The organism is uncultured Thiohalocapsa sp., assembly GCF_913063425.1.
In the GTDB taxonomy this organism is placed as follows: domain Bacteria; phylum Pseudomonadota; class Gammaproteobacteria; order Chromatiales; family Chromatiaceae; genus Thiohalocapsa.
In genome coordinates this window covers 90038-105996 of the sequence record NZ_CAJXYK010000010.1, presented here as the reverse complement: position 1 = coordinate 105996, position 15959 = coordinate 90038, and the positions used below count along the sequence as shown (strand labels likewise).

12 protein-coding genes and 1 pseudogene are annotated in these 15959 nt (G+C 68.0%); 2 read left to right on the top strand and 11 right to left on the bottom strand.

Features of this window, described 5'->3' with window-relative positions; genetic code table 11:
* Positions 1 to 58: 58 nt before the first annotated feature.
* Positions 59 to 409 (bottom strand): helix-turn-helix transcriptional regulator, encoded by a 351-nt coding sequence (locus QZ607_RS07785; RefSeq protein ID WP_295881535.1) that lies wholly within the window; start codon positions 407 to 409, stop codon positions 59 to 61.
* A 195-nt stretch (positions 410 to 604) separates the two neighbouring features.
* Here QZ607_RS07785 and QZ607_RS07780 point away from each other — a divergent pair, with 195 nt between their 5' ends.
* Together QZ607_RS07780 and QZ607_RS07775 are read left to right on the top strand one after the other, a co-directional pair.
* Positions 605 to 2179 carry an N-6 DNA methylase gene (locus QZ607_RS07780; protein ID WP_295881532.1) on the top strand — a complete coding sequence of 525 codons (1575 nt, stop codon included), beginning with the start codon at positions 605 to 607 and terminating at the stop codon, positions 2177 to 2179.
* Positions 2176 to 3297 (top strand): Fic/DOC family N-terminal domain-containing protein, encoded by a 1122-nt coding sequence (locus QZ607_RS07775; RefSeq protein ID WP_295881529.1) that lies wholly within the window; start codon positions 2176 to 2178, stop codon positions 3295 to 3297. The genes QZ607_RS07780 and QZ607_RS07775 overlap by 4 nt, the downstream gene beginning before the upstream one ends.
* 165 nt (positions 3298 to 3462) lie before the next feature.
* Here the strand turns inward: QZ607_RS07775 and QZ607_RS07770 are convergent.
* From QZ607_RS07770 to QZ607_RS07725, 10 genes and pseudogenes are all read right to left on the bottom strand, one after another.
* Positions 3463 to 4068 (bottom strand): annotated as a pseudogene (locus QZ607_RS07770) (IS1595 family transposase); the annotation flags it as partial.
* A gap of 234 nt (positions 4069 to 4302) precedes the next feature.
* On the bottom strand, positions 4303 to 6594 hold the full coding sequence (locus QZ607_RS07765; RefSeq protein ID WP_295881527.1) for a hypothetical protein: 2292 nt from the start codon (positions 6592 to 6594) through the stop codon (positions 4303 to 4305).
* Between the two features lie 24 nt (positions 6595 to 6618).
* A complete protein-coding gene (glmS, locus tag QZ607_RS07760) occupies positions 6619 to 8451 on the bottom strand; it encodes a glutamine--fructose-6-phosphate transaminase (isomerizing) (RefSeq protein ID WP_295881525.1) in 1833 nt (610 codons plus the stop codon).
* Between the two features lie 109 nt (positions 8452 to 8560).
* Positions 8561 to 9922, bottom strand: coding sequence for a bifunctional UDP-N-acetylglucosamine diphosphorylase/glucosamine-1-phosphate N-acetyltransferase GlmU (gene glmU, locus QZ607_RS07755; RefSeq protein ID WP_295881522.1), 1362 nt, complete (start codon positions 9920 to 9922; stop codon positions 8561 to 8563).
* A 73-nt stretch (positions 9923 to 9995) separates the two neighbouring features.
* Complete coding sequence (locus tag QZ607_RS07750; protein ID WP_295881520.1) at positions 9996 to 10496, bottom strand: peptidylprolyl isomerase; 501 nt, start codon at positions 10494 to 10496, stop codon at positions 9996 to 9998.
* Positions 10497 to 10759: 263 nt separating this feature from the next.
* A complete protein-coding gene (locus tag QZ607_RS07745; protein WP_295881519.1) occupies positions 10760 to 11185 on the bottom strand; it encodes a F0F1 ATP synthase subunit epsilon in 426 nt (141 codons plus the stop codon).
* An 82-nt stretch (positions 11186 to 11267) separates the two neighbouring features.
* Complete coding sequence (gene atpD, locus QZ607_RS07740) at positions 11268 to 12644, bottom strand: F0F1 ATP synthase subunit beta (protein ID WP_295881517.1); 1377 nt, start codon at positions 12642 to 12644, stop codon at positions 11268 to 11270.
* A gap of 83 nt (positions 12645 to 12727) precedes the next feature.
* On the bottom strand, positions 12728 to 13591 hold the full coding sequence (gene atpG / locus QZ607_RS07735) for a F0F1 ATP synthase subunit gamma (RefSeq protein ID WP_295881515.1): 864 nt from the start codon (positions 13589 to 13591) through the stop codon (positions 12728 to 12730).
* A 202-nt stretch (positions 13592 to 13793) separates the two neighbouring features.
* A complete protein-coding gene (gene atpA / locus QZ607_RS07730) occupies positions 13794 to 15335 on the bottom strand; it encodes a F0F1 ATP synthase subunit alpha (protein WP_295881514.1) in 1542 nt (513 codons plus the stop codon).
* Positions 15336 to 15410: 75 nt separating this feature from the next.
* Entirely contained in the window at positions 15411 to 15950 is a 540-nt protein-coding gene (locus QZ607_RS07725) for a F0F1 ATP synthase subunit delta (RefSeq protein ID WP_295881510.1), read from the bottom strand.
* Positions 15951 to 15959: the final 9 nt, after the last annotated feature.

Sequence of the window (15959 nt, the reverse complement as noted above, 5' to 3'; positions counted from 1 at the left end):
CTGTGCTGCCCGCCCTCCCGCCGGACAAGTCGCCGCTGCTGCCGCTGCGCAGCTTCTGCTACCGGGCAGCGCTTCGAATGCTTTGGGCCGCCCGCCTAAGCTCTTGGATCTGGGCTTGGGAAAAGCCTTCGTCCTTGATGTAGCGCAGCAGGCTCAGCGCATCCGGTTGCTCGTGCAGATAGTCCACCACATCCGGGTCAGTGGCGGACGATAGGCGGAACAAGACGTCGGGGTCCGCGGCCAGAACCTTGGCGAGGTCTTTGATGACATTCGGGCGCGGCGGCCGCTCCATTCCACGTTCGATACGGCTCAGGTACGCCGGGGAAATACTGACCTTGCCCGCCGTTTCGCGCAGGCCGAGCTGTTGCGCGACGCGAAGCTCGCGCAGGGTCTCACCGAAGCTTTTCATGCCGTGAAACGATAACAGGTCTGTTAAGTGTTGCGCAACACTAAACACGCCTGTTATCCTATCGTGTTGCGCGTTGCCGTCATTGGTACAACACGGGGCGGCCCTTGAGGGCAACGGTTTGAAGCCTCCTTCTCACAGAATCCTGCCACCGGCACACGACCTCCTTCGAATTGCGGGAATCCGTCCAACCTGCCCATGCCTCAAGACAACAACACGCAGACCGAATCCACCATCCCGGCGGGGTACATGCTGGACTACGTCTCCGGCAAGCAGATCAAGGAAACCAAGAAGGAGCTGGTCCGCCAACGGGTTGTGCGTGCCCTGATCCACGAATACGGCTTCTCCCCCGAGGACATGGCGCTGGACTTCTCCGTCGGCGGGCGCAAGAAGGTGGATGTCGCGATCTTCCACCACGGCCAGCCGCACCGCGGCGACCATCTCGGTCGCGCGGTGCTCTGCCGCCCGGAGCCCAAGGTCGGCAGGAACGCCGTGCGCCTGCGCGATTTCGAGCAGGCGGCCTCGGACCTGGAGGAGATCGAGGCCATCATGCGCGATGTCGAAGCCATCCAGTACGGCCTGTGGACCAACGGCCTGGATTTCTTCTATCTCGAGAAGGCGCAGACGCGGTTCGAGACCCGCTGCAACCCCATCGGCGACTGGCCGCTGGCCGAGGAGTCCGTCGGCACCCGAGAGGTCGTCTCCGACGCCCATACCCGCGTCGCCGACAACGAGATGCTGAAGATCACCTTCCGGCGCTGCCACAACTTCATCCACGGCAACGAGGGCATGCCCAGGGATGCCGCCTTCTGGCAGTTCCTGTACCTGATCTTCTGCAAGATGCACGACGAGGGCCTGCGCACCAGACAGCGCCAGGCCTGGCGGCGCCGGTTCTGGGCCGGCCCCAAGGAGCAGTTCGAGCCCAAGGGCCGGCGGGAGATCCGTGAGCGCGTCGAAGGGCTCTTCAGCGAGGTCAAGAGCCAATACAAGAACATCTTCCGCGGCAACGAGGAGATCACGCTGTCCGATCGGGCGCTGGCCTTCATCGTCTCCGAGCTGGCACGCTACGACTTCACCCGCACGGACGTGGATGCCAAGGGCGTGGCCTACCAGGAGCTGGTGGGCGTCAACCTGCGCGGTGATCGCGGGCAGTACTTCACGCCGCGGGGGGTCGTGAAGCTGGTCGTCGACATGCTCGATCCGCAAGAGCACGAGACCCTGCTGGACCCCGCCTGCGGCACCGGCGGCTTCCTGGTCGCCGCCCTGGGGCATCGGCTGGAGAAGTACCGCCTCGGCATCGTGCTGCCGGACGGGGTGCTCGGCAACCCGGCGGCCGAGTACATCCGCTGGTGGATCATGCGCGAGACCCAGGTGCTCGCCTCCGTGGACCTGCCGGTGGAGGCCTTCATCGCCGAGGCCAACGTCAACATCCTGACCAGCTTGCTGTTCCTGCGCCGCAAGGACGAGGAAGAGAAGCATCGGGAGGCCCTCGGCGGCGCCGAGGAATACCAGGTCTTCATGGCCGTCGCCGACAAGGTCGGCTTCGACCGCCGCGGCAACACCCTCTACGAGCGCACCCCGGACGGCGAGGAGATCATCGAGCCCAGGCAGCACACCGAGCGCATCCGCATCGGTGGGCGCATCGTCGAGCGCACCCTGACCCGCAGCGAACGCGTTCCCGACAACGACCTGCCGGTCATCGCCGAAAAATACCGCGAATTCCTGCGCGAGCAGAACGGCCTGACGCCGGCCCACGTGGAGCAGCTGGCATGACCGGCGCCGTCGGCTACCACAGCGGCCGTTTTCCGCCGCAACACCTCGACTGGCAGCGCCTTGCGCCCCTGATCGGCGCGGCCAACGCCGCCGTCGCGCGCTACGACGGCATGCTGTCCGCCATCCCCAATGCCGCCGTGCTGCTGAGCCCGCTCACGACCCAGGAGGCGGTGCTCTCCTCGCGCATCGAGGGCACCCAGGCGACCATGGGCGAGGTGCTGGAATACGAGGCCAAGGGCGACACCGGCGACCTGACCTCCCCCAAAGAAGCCGACATCTGGGAGGTGCTGAATTATCGCAGGGCCATGCGCGCGGCCGAGGCCATGCTCAAGGAACTGCCCCTGTCCCAACGGCTGATCAACGAGACCCACAAGGTCCTGCTCTCCGGCGTGCGCGGCCACGGCAAGTCGCCGGGCGAGTACCGCCGGATTCCCAACTGGATCGGCCCTCACGGCTGCTCCATGGACGAAGCCCGCTTCATCCCCATCGCCGCAGACCAACTGCCGGACGCCATGTCCCGCTGGGAGCGCTTCCTCCACGAACAGGCCACTGACCCCTTGGTCCAGCTCGCGCTCCTGCACGCCGAGCTCGAGGCCCTGCACCCCTACCTGGACGGCAACGGCCGCCTGGGGCGGATGCTGATACCCTTGTTTCTGTTCGACAAGGGCCTGATCCAATCCCCCATGGTCTACATCAGCGCCTACCTGGAATCGCACCGCGACACCTATTACGAGCGCCTGCTGGCCGTCTCCCGCGACGACGCCTGGACCGACTGGTGCCTGTTCTTTCTGCAGGCGGTGCAGGAGCAGGCGAGGGACAACCTCGCCAAGGCCCGCGACATCCTCGCGCTGTACAACGACATGAAGCCCCGCTTCGTCGACGCCACCCATTCCCAGTACGCGATCCACGCCCTCGACTGGATCTTCGAGCGGCCCATCTTTAAGAGCTCGGACTTCGTCCGCTCACCGCAGATCCCCGAGGCCACCGCCAAGCGCATCCTGAGCGTCCTGAAACAAGAGGGCATCCTGCGCGTGATCGAGGAGGGCGCCGGGCAGCGCGCTTCGGTCTTGGCCTACCCGGAGCTGCTCAACATCGCCGAGGGCAACCAGGCCTTTTGAGGCTCACACACGCGACACAAGCGCCGTTGCGGCTCATGAAACAAGCAATCTGATCCACAACGCCCGTTGTGGCTCGCCAATGACCCACAAGCAACCCGACGCACACGGCGGAGCATCTGCCCGGGAACGTAACAACACGGCGAAACCGTGCATCGATGGACCTGATTACCAATGAGCCTCAGCCAACTTGAGCAGCCGGTAGGGCATGGGCGGCGTGCGCACAGCCGCGACAGCGAGGCGCGGGAGCATCGCGGCAAGGATGAATGTCTGTGTCCACGCGGCCAGCTCGCGCTTGCGGAAACCGGCGGCGACGCTCAAGCGCAACGCCATCGGATGGCCATCGAGATCCTTCGCGAGTGCGGCCACGAACGGGGTCTTGTTCGGCGAGCCGCGACCCGGCGTCTGACCATGGCACTCCCCGCCCCAGTAGGCGTCGTCGATCTCGATCACGCCGGTCAGTTGACGCTCGGCATCACGCTCCAGCATGGCCTGCAAGAGCTTGTGCTTGACGCTCCAGGCGCTCGGGTAAGAGACGCCGAGCTGGCGCATCAGCTCCAGCGCGGAGATGGCGTTTTTCTGCTGCGTGAGCAGGTACATGGCCAAGAACCAGGTGGTCAGCGGCAGCTTGCTGTAGGCGAGCACGGTGCCTGCGGTCAACGAGGTCTGGTGGCGGCAACGCTTGCACTGCAGCAGCCCGCGGGTCTTCACCTCGGTGTAGCCTTCGGCATGGCCGCACTCCGGGCAGACGAACCCCCGCGGCCAGCGCCCTTGGTTGGAGGCAGTTGTTGCACCTGGGCTGGATAAGCTGACAGCCTCTTTTGGCGGGCGCGGCAGAAGCTGCGCGGCGGTCGGTGAGCGGGGCTGAGCGCTGCGCCGGTACTCGCAACAGCCGGCGAGATAACTACGGCCGGCGGTCGTCGGTTGCGGCGGACTGATGTCCGCCTGCCCCGGGGGCGACTGAAGTCGGCGTACCCGGGGCAACCTCAAGGCCTGCGCAGTGGTGCGCTAGAGGCTGTGGTCCAGAAACGGATTCGGATTCGCAGGCTCAGCCGGCTGCGGCTCAGCTGCCGCCGGTGGCTGCGGGCTGGCGCCACCCGCCGCCGGCATGGGCGCCGCAAACTCGGCAGGTGGCGCCGGTGCGGGCGCATCGGCGCCGTCGGCCTGCACGAAGGGCAGCGGCGTGCGCCCGGGCAGGTAAGGGTTGTAGGTGCGCATGTCGGGGATGGCGGCGGAATGGATCTTCGCCTGGAGCTCCGCATCGGCAGTGGCGTCCCCGACGCTGTCGGCGAAGGGATCGCGCACCAGCAGCTCGGCATCCATGCGCACCTGATCGATGCTCGGCTGGTCCTCTTCGCGGCGGCGTGCGCGGCCATCCTCCAGCGCGAGCGCGAGCCGGGCCTGCGGGTGCTTGCCGCCACGCTCCAGCTGGAGGGAGGCCGAGCCGGTCGCGTCGATGCGGTAGTCGAGCAGGCTCACGGACAGCGGCTCCTTGGGGATGCGCAGCGTGGAGCCCGCGGCGGGCCAGCCGTTGTGCAGCACGATGTCGACGCCCAACTCGCCCTGTCCCTGCAGGCCGAGGTCCAGCGGTCGGCCGAGGAGCGCGGCGATCCAGTCCAGCGATGAGACGGTTAGCAAGGTGTCTGCTTCGCCATCGGCGGTTGCGAGCACCGCGCCGAACCCGGCCTCGGACAGCGTCGTCGCCACCGCCCGCACCGCGCCCGCCTCGACCTGCGCCGGCGACAGCGGGATGCCGAGATCGGCCGCTCTGACCGCGAAGCGCATCGCCCAGGGCGGGGCAGCGCCCGCGGCCTGCTGGGCCCTGGCCAGGCGCGCGTCGTCCAGGCGAACCTCGGTGCCGGTCATGTCCAGCGTCGCGATGTCGTGGCCGGCGCCGCGGCTCTCCACCACCGCCCGCAGTTGCAGCAGCAGGTCCGCACCGGCGCGGTAGTCCGCGAGCCGCAGCGACGCATCGTTCGACGCCAGGTCCAGGTCGAGTTGCAGCGTCTCGGCGTTCACGGCAAAGCGACCGCTCAGGCTGCCGCTGCCGCCCAGCAGCGCCAGGTCCCACTTGTCCGGGAACAGGCGGTTGTAGACGGCGATGTCGTCCACCTGCATGGCGGGGATGGTCAGCGTGAAGTCGAGCGCGACCTCCTCCAGCAGCTCCTCCGGCGCCTGGGCGGTGGAGGTGGTGCTCGGGTCCACCTCCGCCACGCGCAGTTGCGCGGTGAGCCCGCGGCCGGTGAACAGCACATCGGCGGTCTCGGCATCGGCGTCCGGGAGGGCGGCCCGCACCTGATCGAAGCGGACCCAGAGATCGGCCTGGGCCTCGTCCTGCGGGTCCACGCGCAGCTCCACCGAGCCGTCGCCGGCGAAGCGGTAGGCGCCGACACCCATGGCCAGCTCGTGGGCCTCGACGACCAGGTCCGTGCCGCGCAGCATCTCGCCGTCGGCGAGGGCGAGGCGCCCGCGCAGTTGCCCGCGGCCTTGCAGATCCAGCGCCGCCGCCGGCGGCATCAGCCAGCTCACGAAGGCCAGGCTCTGCACCGGCAGATCCAGCGTGACATCCAGGTCGCCGACGCGCATGAATTCCAGGCCCTGGGTCTCTGCGGGCGCGAATGGCTTGATGTCGAGGTGCCCGCGGATCATCGCGCCATCGGTCACGTGCTCCTGCGGACCGACGGTGAGGTCCGTCAGCGCCAGATCGACAGCACCCTTCGCCAGCGACAGCTCGCCGGTGGCCGTGTCCATGCGGAAGTTGCCGCCGATGTCGCCGGTCAGCTCACCCCGTGTCTGCCCCACCCAGAGGCTGTGCTCGCCGCTGACCCGGATGTCGTCCAGCTCCACGACCAGGGTGCCGGGCTCGGGCGCCGGCGCGGGCCCCGCGAGTGCTGCCGGGTCGCGGTTGCGGACCACCGGAAAGAACCCGGCGATGCGGCCGAAATCGTCCTCCGGCCCCGGCAGCGGGCGCAGGCGCAGATCCAGGTCGGTCAGCGCCAGGTGGTGCAGCAGCACCTTCCCGCGGAACAGCGCCGGAATCGACATCGCGGCCCCCACCCGCCCGGCGTCCACCTGCCACTGCGCCGTCGGCGTGGCCCCGTCCGCGGCGACCCCGGTGAACACGACCCGCAGCGGCCATGGGCTCCAGGCGCGCCGCCAGCTCACCGGGAAGGTCTCGGGCTGGAGGCGGTTCAGGTAATCGCGGGTGGCCGGCAGATTCAGGGCCGTGTTGACGACGACGAGATACAGCCCCGCCAGCACCAGCAGGGCGATGAACAGGCGGGAGAGGAGGCGCTGCAAGATCCCTGTGCGCACGGGCAGGCGTTACTCCACCGTCACCGATTTGGCCAGGTTGCGCGGCTGGTCCACGTCGGTGCCCTTGAGCGTCGCCACGTGATAGGCCAGCAGCTGCATGGGGATGGTGAAGACGAGGGGGTCGATGAGGTCGTCGGTCTCGGGCAGGCGGATGACGGTGATGCCGGGCTCCTCCTGCATGGGCACCTGGGTGTCGGCGAAAACGAAGAGCTGCCCGCCGCGGGCGCGGACCTCCTCCAGGTTGGACTTGAGCTTCTCCAGCAGGGCGTTGTTGGGCGCCACGGCCACCACGGGCATGTCCTCGTCGATGAGGGCCAGCGGGCCGTGCTTGAGCTCGCCGGCGGGATAGGCCTCGGCGTGGATGTATGAGATCTCCTTGAGCTTGAGCGCCCCTTCCATGGCAATCGGGTACTGCTCGCCGCGACCGAGGAAGAGGCAGTGATGCTTCTCCACGAAGCGCTCGGCGAGCGCGGCGATCTGCCCGTCGATGGCCAGCACCTCGTCGAGCTGGGCCGGCAGCCCGCGCAGCAGGGCGACGGCATGGGCCTCTGCGGCCGCATCCATGCCGCGGGTGCGGGCAAGATTGACGGTGAGCAGCAGCAGCGCCACCAGCTGGGTGGTGAAGGCCTTGGTGGAGGCGACGCCGATCTCGGGACCGGCATGGGTGAGCAGCACCAGGTCGGATTCGCGCACCAGGGAGCTCTCCGGGACGTTGCAGATGGCGAGCGTCCTGGCATAGCCGCTGTCCTTGGCGATGCGCAGCGCCGCCAGGGTGTCGGCGGTCTCGCCGGATTGGGAGATGGTGACGAAGAGCGCATCCGACGGCACCACGTGCTTGCGGTAGCGGTATTCGCTGGCCACTTCCACGTGGCAGGGCATGTTCGCGAGGGCCTCGATCCAGTACCTGGCCACGAGCCCGGCGTGGTAGCTGGTGCCGCAGGCGACGATGGTGACGGCCCGCGCTTGGGCCAGCACGGCCTCGGCCTCGACGCCGAAGGCCTCCGGCAGCACGTGCTCGGCGGCGAGGCGACCCTCCAGGGTGTCGGCGATGGCCCGTGGCTGCTCGAAGATCTCCTTCTGCATGAAGTGGCGGTACTCGCCGCGCTCCGCGGAGTCCGCGGCGACGCTCGACTCCCGCACCGGGCGCTCCACCACCTGGCCGTCGCGGTCCCAGATGGTGACGCCGTCCAGGCGCAGCTCGGCGAGGTCGCCCTCCTCCAGGAAGATGAAGCGGTTGGTCACCGGCAGCAGGGCGAAGACATCGGAGGCGATGAAGTGCTCCTGGAAGCCGACGCCGATCACCAGCGGGCTGCCCTGGCGGGCGGCCACCAGGCGGGTGGGGTCCTGGGCGTCGATGACGCCGAGTGCATACGCACCCTCCAGCCGCGCGGTGGTGCGGCGCACGGCCTCGGTGAGGCTGTGGCCCGCCGCCAGCGCGTCGTAGACGGCGTGGACTACGACCTCCGTGTCGGTCTGGGAGCCGAAGCTGTGGCCGGCGGCGAGCTGCTCCGCACGCAGGGTCGCGTGGTTCTCGATGATGCCGTTGTGGACAATGGCGCAGCGCTCGCCCGACAGGTGCGGATGGGCGTTCTCGGTGGACGGCTCACCATGGGTGGCCCAGCGGGTGTGGGCGATGCCGATGCTGCCGTTGAGGGGCTCCGCGGCGACGGCCTCGGCGAGCTTCGCCACCTTGCCGAGGGTGCGCAGGCGCTGCATGCCGCCGGCAGGGCTGAGCACGGCGAGGCCCGCGGAGTCGTAGCCCCGGTATTCCAGCCGCTTCAGACCTTCCAGCAGGATGGCCGCAACGGGCCGTTGGGCGATGGCGCCGACGATGCCGCACATAGGATTGAGCTCTTTCTTTGGGCTTCAGGGCGAGGATCGAGGGGCGAGGATCGAGGGGCGAGGGGCGAGGAGTGGATTGCACCCCTCGTTACTCGGCCCTCGTCACTCGTCACTTCTTCCGCGGCCGCTCCCACCCCTGAATGGTGACCTGCCGGGCGCGGCTCACCGTGAGCTGCTCGGCGGGTGCATCCATGCTGATCACGGAGCCCGCGCCGATGGTGGCGCCGGCGCCCACGGCCACCGGCGCCACCAGAGCGGTGTTGGAGCCGATGAAGGCGCCGTCGCCGATGCGGGTCAGGTGCTTGTAGGCGCCGTCGTAGTTGCAGGTGATGGTGCCGGCGCCGACGTTGACGCCGCTGCCGATCTCCGCATCGCCGATGTAGCTCAGGTGGTTGACCTTGCTCCCCTCGGCGATGTGGGCCTGTTTCACCTCGACGAAGTTGCCGATGTGGCAATGGCGGCCGATGTCCGCCCCCGGCCGCAGCCGGGCATAGGGTCCGATGCGAGCCCCCGCGGCGACCCGCGCGCCTTCGATGATGCAATGGGCGAGCACCTCGGCACCGGCGCCGATGTCGCAGTCCTTGAGCACGCAGTTGGGGCCGATGCGGGCGCCGGTGCCGATGTTGACCTCGCCCTCGCAGACCAGGTTCACATCCAGCGTGACGTCTCGCTCGCAGTCCAGGCGCCCGCGCACATCGATGCGGGCGGGGTCCATGATGGTGGTGCCGCGGCGCATCAGGCATTCGGCGGTGCGCCGCTGGTGACAGCGCTCCAGCTCGGCGAGCTGGATGCGGTCGTTGACGCCGGCGACCTCTTCCGGCGTTTCGGGCTGCGCGGTGACCACGTCCACGCCCTCGGCGGCGGCGAGCCCGATGACGTCCGTGAGGTAGTACTCGCGCTGGACGTTGTTGTTATCCACCCGCCCGAGCCAGTCGGCGAGGCGGGCGCGATCAGCGACGATGATGCCGGTGTTGACCTCGGTGATGGCGCGCTCGGCATCGCTCGCGTCCTTGTGCTCGACGATGCGCAGCACGTGGCCGCCGCCGTCGCGGACGATGCGGCCGTAGCCGGCGGGGTCGGCGATGGTCATGGTGAGCAGGCCGAGGGCCGTGTCGCTGCTGTCGGCAATGAGCCGGTTCAGCGTCTCCGCCTCGATGAGTGGCACATCGCCGTAGAGCACCAGCACCCGGTCCACCTCCGCCATGGCCGGCAGTGCCTGCTGCACCGCATGTCCGGTGCCGAGGCGCTCCGCCTGCTCCACCCAGGCGCAGTCGGCGTCGGCCAGGGCCCGCGGCACCTGCTCGCCGCCATGGCCGTAGACCACGCAGACACGGGTGGCGCCCACGGCCCCCGCGGCATCGAGCACGTGGCGCAGCAGTGGGCGGCCTGCGAGTGGATGCAGCACCTTCGGCAGGGCGGAGCGCATGCGCGTCCCTTTGCCGGCGGCGAGGATGACGACGCCGAGGGTCATGGGGCAGAGACCTTGGGCAGGCTTGAGTGAATCGATCCGGCGGCGGGCGACATGACAGCGATGGCCGCCTGCTTCAGTGCAGCGTGCCGGGGTTGGTGGCGGGCGCGTCGTCGGCGGCATCCGCCTGCACGTCCGCGGCACTGGGCTCGCGCACGTCCTGGATGCGGATGCGCACCCGCAGCCGTTTGCCGGCGAGGGGATGGTTGCCGTCGACGGTGAGGCGGCCGTCGGCAATGCGCGTCACGTAGAAGGTCCGCGTCTCGCCGGCGTCGCTCTGCATGGGCACCTCGGCGCCGACCCGGCGAAACTCGGGTGGCACATTCTCGACGGCGTCGGTGAACGTCAGGTCCGGGTCGTAAGGGCCGAAACCGCTTGCTTCCGGCGCAACGTCCAGCTCCACCTCGTCACCGGCGCCCTTGCCGGCAATGGCCGCATCCATGCCGCCGATGAGCTCGCTGTTGCCGCCCTGGATGTACGACACAGGCAGGTTGCTCTGCTCAAGCACCTGTCCCGCATCGTCACGGATGCTGTAGGTCAGGGACACGAGCTTGCCGGCGGCGACGCGGTCGGACATGGCGGGCGGGGGTAAGCAGGTTGACTGCCGGGAGCATAGCGCAACCGACCGCAGGCCCAAAAGTCTTGAGTGCCGCACCCGAGACGGCCGGGCACTTCGCAGGCCATCCGCGGGGATGGACAGCCAACACAGGGCCCGACTGACACGCCGTCTGAAGCGGGGCTGTCCGCGAGCGGCCGGTTCAGCGGCGCTGTGGCCCGACCAGCGCCGGTCGTTGTCGGATGCTCGCGCGCTCGGGGCGCTTACTTAGGACCGGCCCGACCTCAACTGGCGCGCATCTTGCGCAGCTTCTCGATGGCGCGCAACTGTGCGATGGCCTCGGCCAGCTCCGCCTGCGCCTTGGCGTACTCGAATTCCGCCGTCTGCCCGGCCAGCGTGTCCTCGGCGCGGCGCTTGGCCTCCAGGGCCTTGGCCTCGTCGATGTTCTCGGCACGGATAGCCGTGTCGGCGAGCACGGTGATCACGTCCGGCTGCACCTCCAGCATGCCGCCGGAGACGTAGAAATGCTCCATTTTGCCATGGTCATCCTCGACCCGGACATCGCCGGGCTTGAGGCGGGTGATGAGCGGTGCATGGCGGGCGGCGATGCCGAGCTCGCCCATCTCGCCGGGGGCGTAGAGCATGCTCGCGCTGCCGGAGTGGATGGCCCCCTCGGCGCTCACGATGTCCACGTGGATCTGCATTGCCATGATGGCGTGCTCCAGAAAGCTGCCCGGCCCGGCAGGGCCGCCGCGCACCGGTCGGCGGGCGGCGCTGCCGGGTGCGGCTGGTTTACATCTTCTGCGCCTTCTCGACGGCCTCGTCGATGGAGCCCACCATGTAGAACGCCTGCTCCGGGAGCGCGTCGTGGTCACCGTTGACGATGGCCTGGAAGCCCTGAATGGTGTCTTTGAGCGACACGTACTTGCCGGGGGCGCCGGTGAAGACCTCCGCCACGAAGAAGGGCTGCGACAGGAAGCGCTGGAGCTTGCGTGCGCGAGAGACGATGAGCTTGTCTTCGTCCGAAAGCTCGTCCATGCCGAGGATGGCGATGATGTCCTTGAGCTCCTTGTAGCGCTGCAGCGTGCCCTGTACCGCCCGTGCCGTGTCGTAGTGCTCCTGGCCGACGACGTTCGGGTCCAGGATACGGCTGGTGGAGTCCAGCGGGTCCACGGCCGGATAAATGCCGAGCTCCGCGATCTGGCGCGAGAGCACCAGGGTTGCGTCGAGGTGCGCGAAAGTCGTGGCCGGCGACGGGTCGGTGAGGTCGTCCGCGGGCACGTACACCGCCTGGAAGGAGGTGATGGAGCCGGTGCTGGTGGAGGTGATGCGCTCCTGCAGGGCGCCCATCTCGGAGGCGAGCGTCGGCTGGTAGCCCACCGCGGAGGGCATGCGCCCGAGCAGCGCCGAGACCTCGGTGCCGGCGAGGGTGTAGCGGTAGATGTTGTCGATGAACATCAGCACGTCACGGCCCTCGTCGCGGAAGAACTCCGCCATGGTGAGGCCGGTCAGCGCCACCCGCAGCCGGTTGCCGGGGGGCTCGTTCATCTGGCCGTAGACCAGGGCGACCTTGTCCAGCACGTTGGACTCGGTCATCTCGTGGTAGAAGTCGTTGCCCTCGCGGGTGCGCTCGCCGACGCCCGCGAACACCGAGTAGCCCGAGTGCTCCACGCCGATGTTGCGGATCAGCTCCATCAGCGTGACCGTCTTGCCCACACCGGCGCCGCCGAACAGCCCGACCTTACCGCCTTTGGCGATGGGCATGATGAGGTCGATGACCTTGATGCCGGTCTCCAGCACCTCGGTGGCACCGGACTGCTCCTCGAACGTCGGCGGCTTGCGGTGGATGGACCAGAGCTCGTCGGCGGCGACCTCGCCCTTCTCGTCGATGGGCCGGCCCAACACGTCCATGATGCGCCCGAGCGTCGGCTTGCCCACCGGCACACTGATGGGCTTGCCGGTGTTGGTGACATCCACGCCGCGCTGCAGGCCGTCGGTGGAGCCCATGGCGATGGTACGGACCACGCCGTCACCGAGCTGCTGCTCCACCTCCAGCGTCAGCCCGTTGTTATCGATCATCAGTGCGTCATACACCTTGGGCATGTCGCCGCGGGGGAATTGCACATCGACGACGGCGCCGATGATTTCCACGACCTTACCGGAGCTCATAATGGTTTCCTCTGCTGCTGCTGCGCGCGCAGGCGCGCAGCGGATCGCTGTGTCGGATGGGGATTTCGGTCAGTCCCGCTGCGCTACACCGCCGCGGCACCGCTGACGATCTCGGAGATTTCCTGGGTGATGGCTGCCTGCCGGGCCTTGTTGTAGACGAGCTGCAGCTCGTCGATGAGGCCGCCGGCGTTGTCGGTGGCGGCCTTCATGGCCACGCGGCGTGCGGCCTGCTCGCAGGCGCCATTCTCCACCACGGCCTGGTACACCAGGGACTCGATGTAACGGGTCAGCAGGTTATCGAGCACCAGGCGCGCGTCCGGCTCGTAGATGTAGTCCCAGATCGGGCCCGTTGGGCCGTCGTCTTCGGCCTGGATGGGCACCAGCTGCCGGATGGTCGGCCGCTGGGTCATGGTGTTCTCGAATTCGTTGTAAGCGATGTGGATGGCATCGATCTCGCCCTGCTCGAAGGCGTTCAGCATCACCTTGACCGTGCCGATGAGGTCTTCGATGTGCGGCTTGTCACCCAGATGGGTCACCTGCGCCTCCACCTTGCCGCCGAAGCGCCGGAAGAACCCGAGCGCCTTGTTGCCGATGGTGCAGAACATCGCATCGATGCCATTGTCCCGGTGGCCGCGGATCTCGCCGACGAGCTTGCGGAACAGGTTGGCGTTGAGGCCACCGCAGAGCCCGCGGTCCGAGGAGACGACGATGTACCCCACCCGCTTCACCTCGCGCTCGGTGGCGAGGAAGCTGTGGTGATACTCCGGCGACGCCTTGGCCAGATGCCGGATCACCTGCAGCATCTTCTGGGCATAGGGCCGTGAGGCACGCATGCGATCCTGCGCCTTACGCATCTTGGACGTGGCCACCATTTCCATGGCCTTGGTGATCTTCTGCGTGCTCTTGATGCTGGAGATCTTGGTGCGGATTTCTTTGGCGCCTGCCATGGGGGGCTCCGATCTGTGTTCTGAGCTGCGTCTGTGCGGTCACGATGTACGTGCACACGACGACGGCATGTTCCTCGGGGCTGAGGGCTGAGGCGGTCCGTCGCTGTGCTTCGGCCCTCAGCCCTCCGCCCTGCGCGCGCTTGGCGCAGGGAGCAACTGGACTCCCCATCACCAGCGCGCCCCGAGGACTGTCACGACAAACCTACCAAGTGTTGTTCGCCGTAAAGTCCTTCAGCGCGGCGTGCAGGGCTTCCTTGATCTCGTCGCTGTAGTCCCCGGTGGCGTTGATCTTGTCCAGCAGGTCCTTCTGGGCGGAGGCCATATAGCTCTGCAGGGCACGCTCGAAGTCCACGACCTTCTTCACCTCAACGTCGTCGAGGTAGCCCTCGTTGACGGCGAACAGCGAGCAGGCCATCTGCGCGACGCTCATGGGCGTGTACTGCATCTGCTTCATGAGCTCGGTGACGCGCTCGCCGCGCTCCAGCTGCTTGCGGGTGGTCTCGTCCAGGTCGGAGGCGAACTGCGAGAAGGCCGCCAGCTCGCGGTACTGGGCCAGGGCCAGACGGATACCGCCGCCAAGCTTCTTGACGATCTTGGTCTGGGCCGAGCCGCCGACACGGGACACCGAGAGACCCGCGTTGATGGCCGGGCGGATGCCGGCGTTGAACAGATCCGTCTCCAGGAAGATCTGGCCGTCGGTGATGGAGATGACGTTGGTGGGCACGAAGGCCGACACGTCACCCGCCTGAGTCTCGATGATCGGCAGCGCCGTCAGCGAGCCGGTCTGGCCCTTGACTTTGCCGCCGGTGAGCTTCTCCACCTCGTGCGCGTTGATGCGCGCGGCACGCTCCAGCAGGCGGGAGTGCAGATAGAAAACGTCGCCCGGGTACGCCTCGCGGCCAGGCGGGCGGCGCAGCAGCAGGGACACCTGGCGATAGGCCCAGGCCTGCTTGGTGAGGTCGTCGTAGACGATGAGCGCGTCCTCGCCCTTGTCGCGGAAGTACTCGCCCATGGCGCAGCCGGCATAGGGGGCGATGAACTGCATGGCCGCGGAGTCGGAGGCGCCGGCGTGCACGATGATGGTGTGCTCCATGGCGCCGTGCTCTTCGAGCTTGCGCTGCACCCCGGCCACGGAGCTGTTCTTCTGGCCCACGGCAACGTAGATGCACTTAACGCCGGTGCCCTTCTGGTTGATGATGGCGTCCACGGCCACCGCGGTCTTGCCGGTCTGGCGGTCGCCGATGATGAGCTCGCGCTGACCGCGGCCGACGGGCACCATGGCGTCGATGGCCTTGATGCCGGTCTGCATGGGCTGGTCCACGGACTGGCGGGCGATGACGCCGGGGGCGATTTTCTCGATGGGCGAGGTGGCGTCGGTCTGCACCGGGCCCTTGCCGTCCAGCGGCTGCCCCAGGGAGTCCACCACGCGGCCGAGCAGGCCCTCGCCCACCGGCACCTCCAGCACGCGACCGGTGCAGCGCACCCAGTCGCCTTCCGAGAGGTTCGTGTAGTCGCCGAGCACGACGGCGCCGACGGAATCGCGCTCCAGGTTCAGCGCCAGGCCGAAGACGTTGTTCGGAAATTCCAGCATCTCATAGTACTGGGCGTCCGACAGACCGTAGATGCGCACGATGCCGTCGGTGAGGCTGACGATGGTGCCTTCGGCGCGCGCCTCGGTCTTGAGATCGAACTGCTCGATCTTTTGCTTGATCAGGTCGCTGATCTCGGAGGGATTGAGTTGCATGGGATTGCTCCGCTGAGAGTCTCCGATGAGGGCTGCCGACGTGCGCCGTCAGATGGCGCTCAAGCCGGGCGGCCGTCAGAATTGCAGGTCGTTGGACAGCCGCTCGAGCTTGCCGCGCACCGAGCCGTCGATCACGATGTCGCCGGCGCGCACCTTGACGCCGCCGATGAGGCTCGGATCTTCCGCCACGGTGAGATCCACGTCGCCGCCGAAGTGGGCCTTCAGGCGCTCGGTGAGGGCGCTGCGCTCGGCGTCGTCCACCGGGTAGGCGCTGGTGATCTCGATGTGGCGCAGGCCGTCGTAGACGGTCTTCATCTGCGCAAAGAGCCGGGCGATGTCCGGCAGCACAATGAGCCGCTTGTTCTGCGCGAGCAGGCGCACGAGATTCTGCAGGTGCTCGCCCAGGCCCTCGCCGGCGACGCCGAAGATCAGGTCGCGCAGCTGCGCCGACGTGGCGTTGGGGCTGCCGAGCTGGGCGCCCACCTGCGGGTCCTCGACGATGGCACCGAGCAGTGCCAGGCCCTCGGCCCAGGCGTCTACCGTGCCGTCCGCCTTGGCAACCTCGAAGGCCGCCTCGGCATAGGGGCGGGCGATGGTGGTGGTATCTCCGGCCATGCTCTGCCC

Excerpts from the sequence above, each read along its gene's own strand:
- QZ607_RS07775 (WP_295881529.1), top strand. The coding sequence starts at position 2,176 with ATGACCGGCGCCGTCGGCTACCACAGCGGCCGTTTTCCGCCGCAACAC.
- glmU (WP_295881522.1), bottom strand. The coding sequence starts at position 9,922 with ATGACCCTCGGCGTCGTCATCCTCGCCGCCGGCAAAGGGACGCGCATG.
- QZ607_RS07750 (WP_295881520.1), bottom strand. The coding sequence starts at position 10,496 with ATGTCCGACCGCGTCGCCGCCGGCAAGCTCGTGTCCCTGACCTACAGC.
- atpD (WP_295881517.1), bottom strand. The coding sequence starts at position 12,644 with ATGAGCTCCGGTAAGGTCGTGGAAATCATCGGCGCCGTCGTCGATGTG.
- atpG (WP_295881515.1), bottom strand. The coding sequence starts at position 13,591 with ATGGCAGGCGCCAAAGAAATCCGCACCAAGATCTCCAGCATCAAGAGC.
- QZ607_RS07785 (WP_295881535.1), bottom strand. The coding sequence starts at position 409 with ATGAAAAGCTTCGGTGAGACCCTGCGCGAGCTTCGCGTCGCGCAACAG.
- QZ607_RS07780 (WP_295881532.1), top strand. The coding sequence starts at position 605 with ATGCCTCAAGACAACAACACGCAGACCGAATCCACCATCCCGGCGGGG.
- QZ607_RS07725 (WP_295881510.1), bottom strand. The coding sequence starts at position 15,950 with ATGGCCGGAGATACCACCACCATCGCCCGCCCCTATGCCGAGGCGGCC.
- QZ607_RS07745 (WP_295881519.1), bottom strand. The coding sequence starts at position 11,185 with ATGGCAATGCAGATCCACGTGGACATCGTGAGCGCCGAGGGGGCCATC.
- atpA (WP_295881514.1), bottom strand. The coding sequence starts at position 15,335 with ATGCAACTCAATCCCTCCGAGATCAGCGACCTGATCAAGCAAAAGATC.
- glmS (WP_295881525.1), bottom strand. The coding sequence starts at position 8,451 with ATGTGCGGCATCGTCGGCGCCATCGCCCAACGGCCCGTTGCGGCCATC.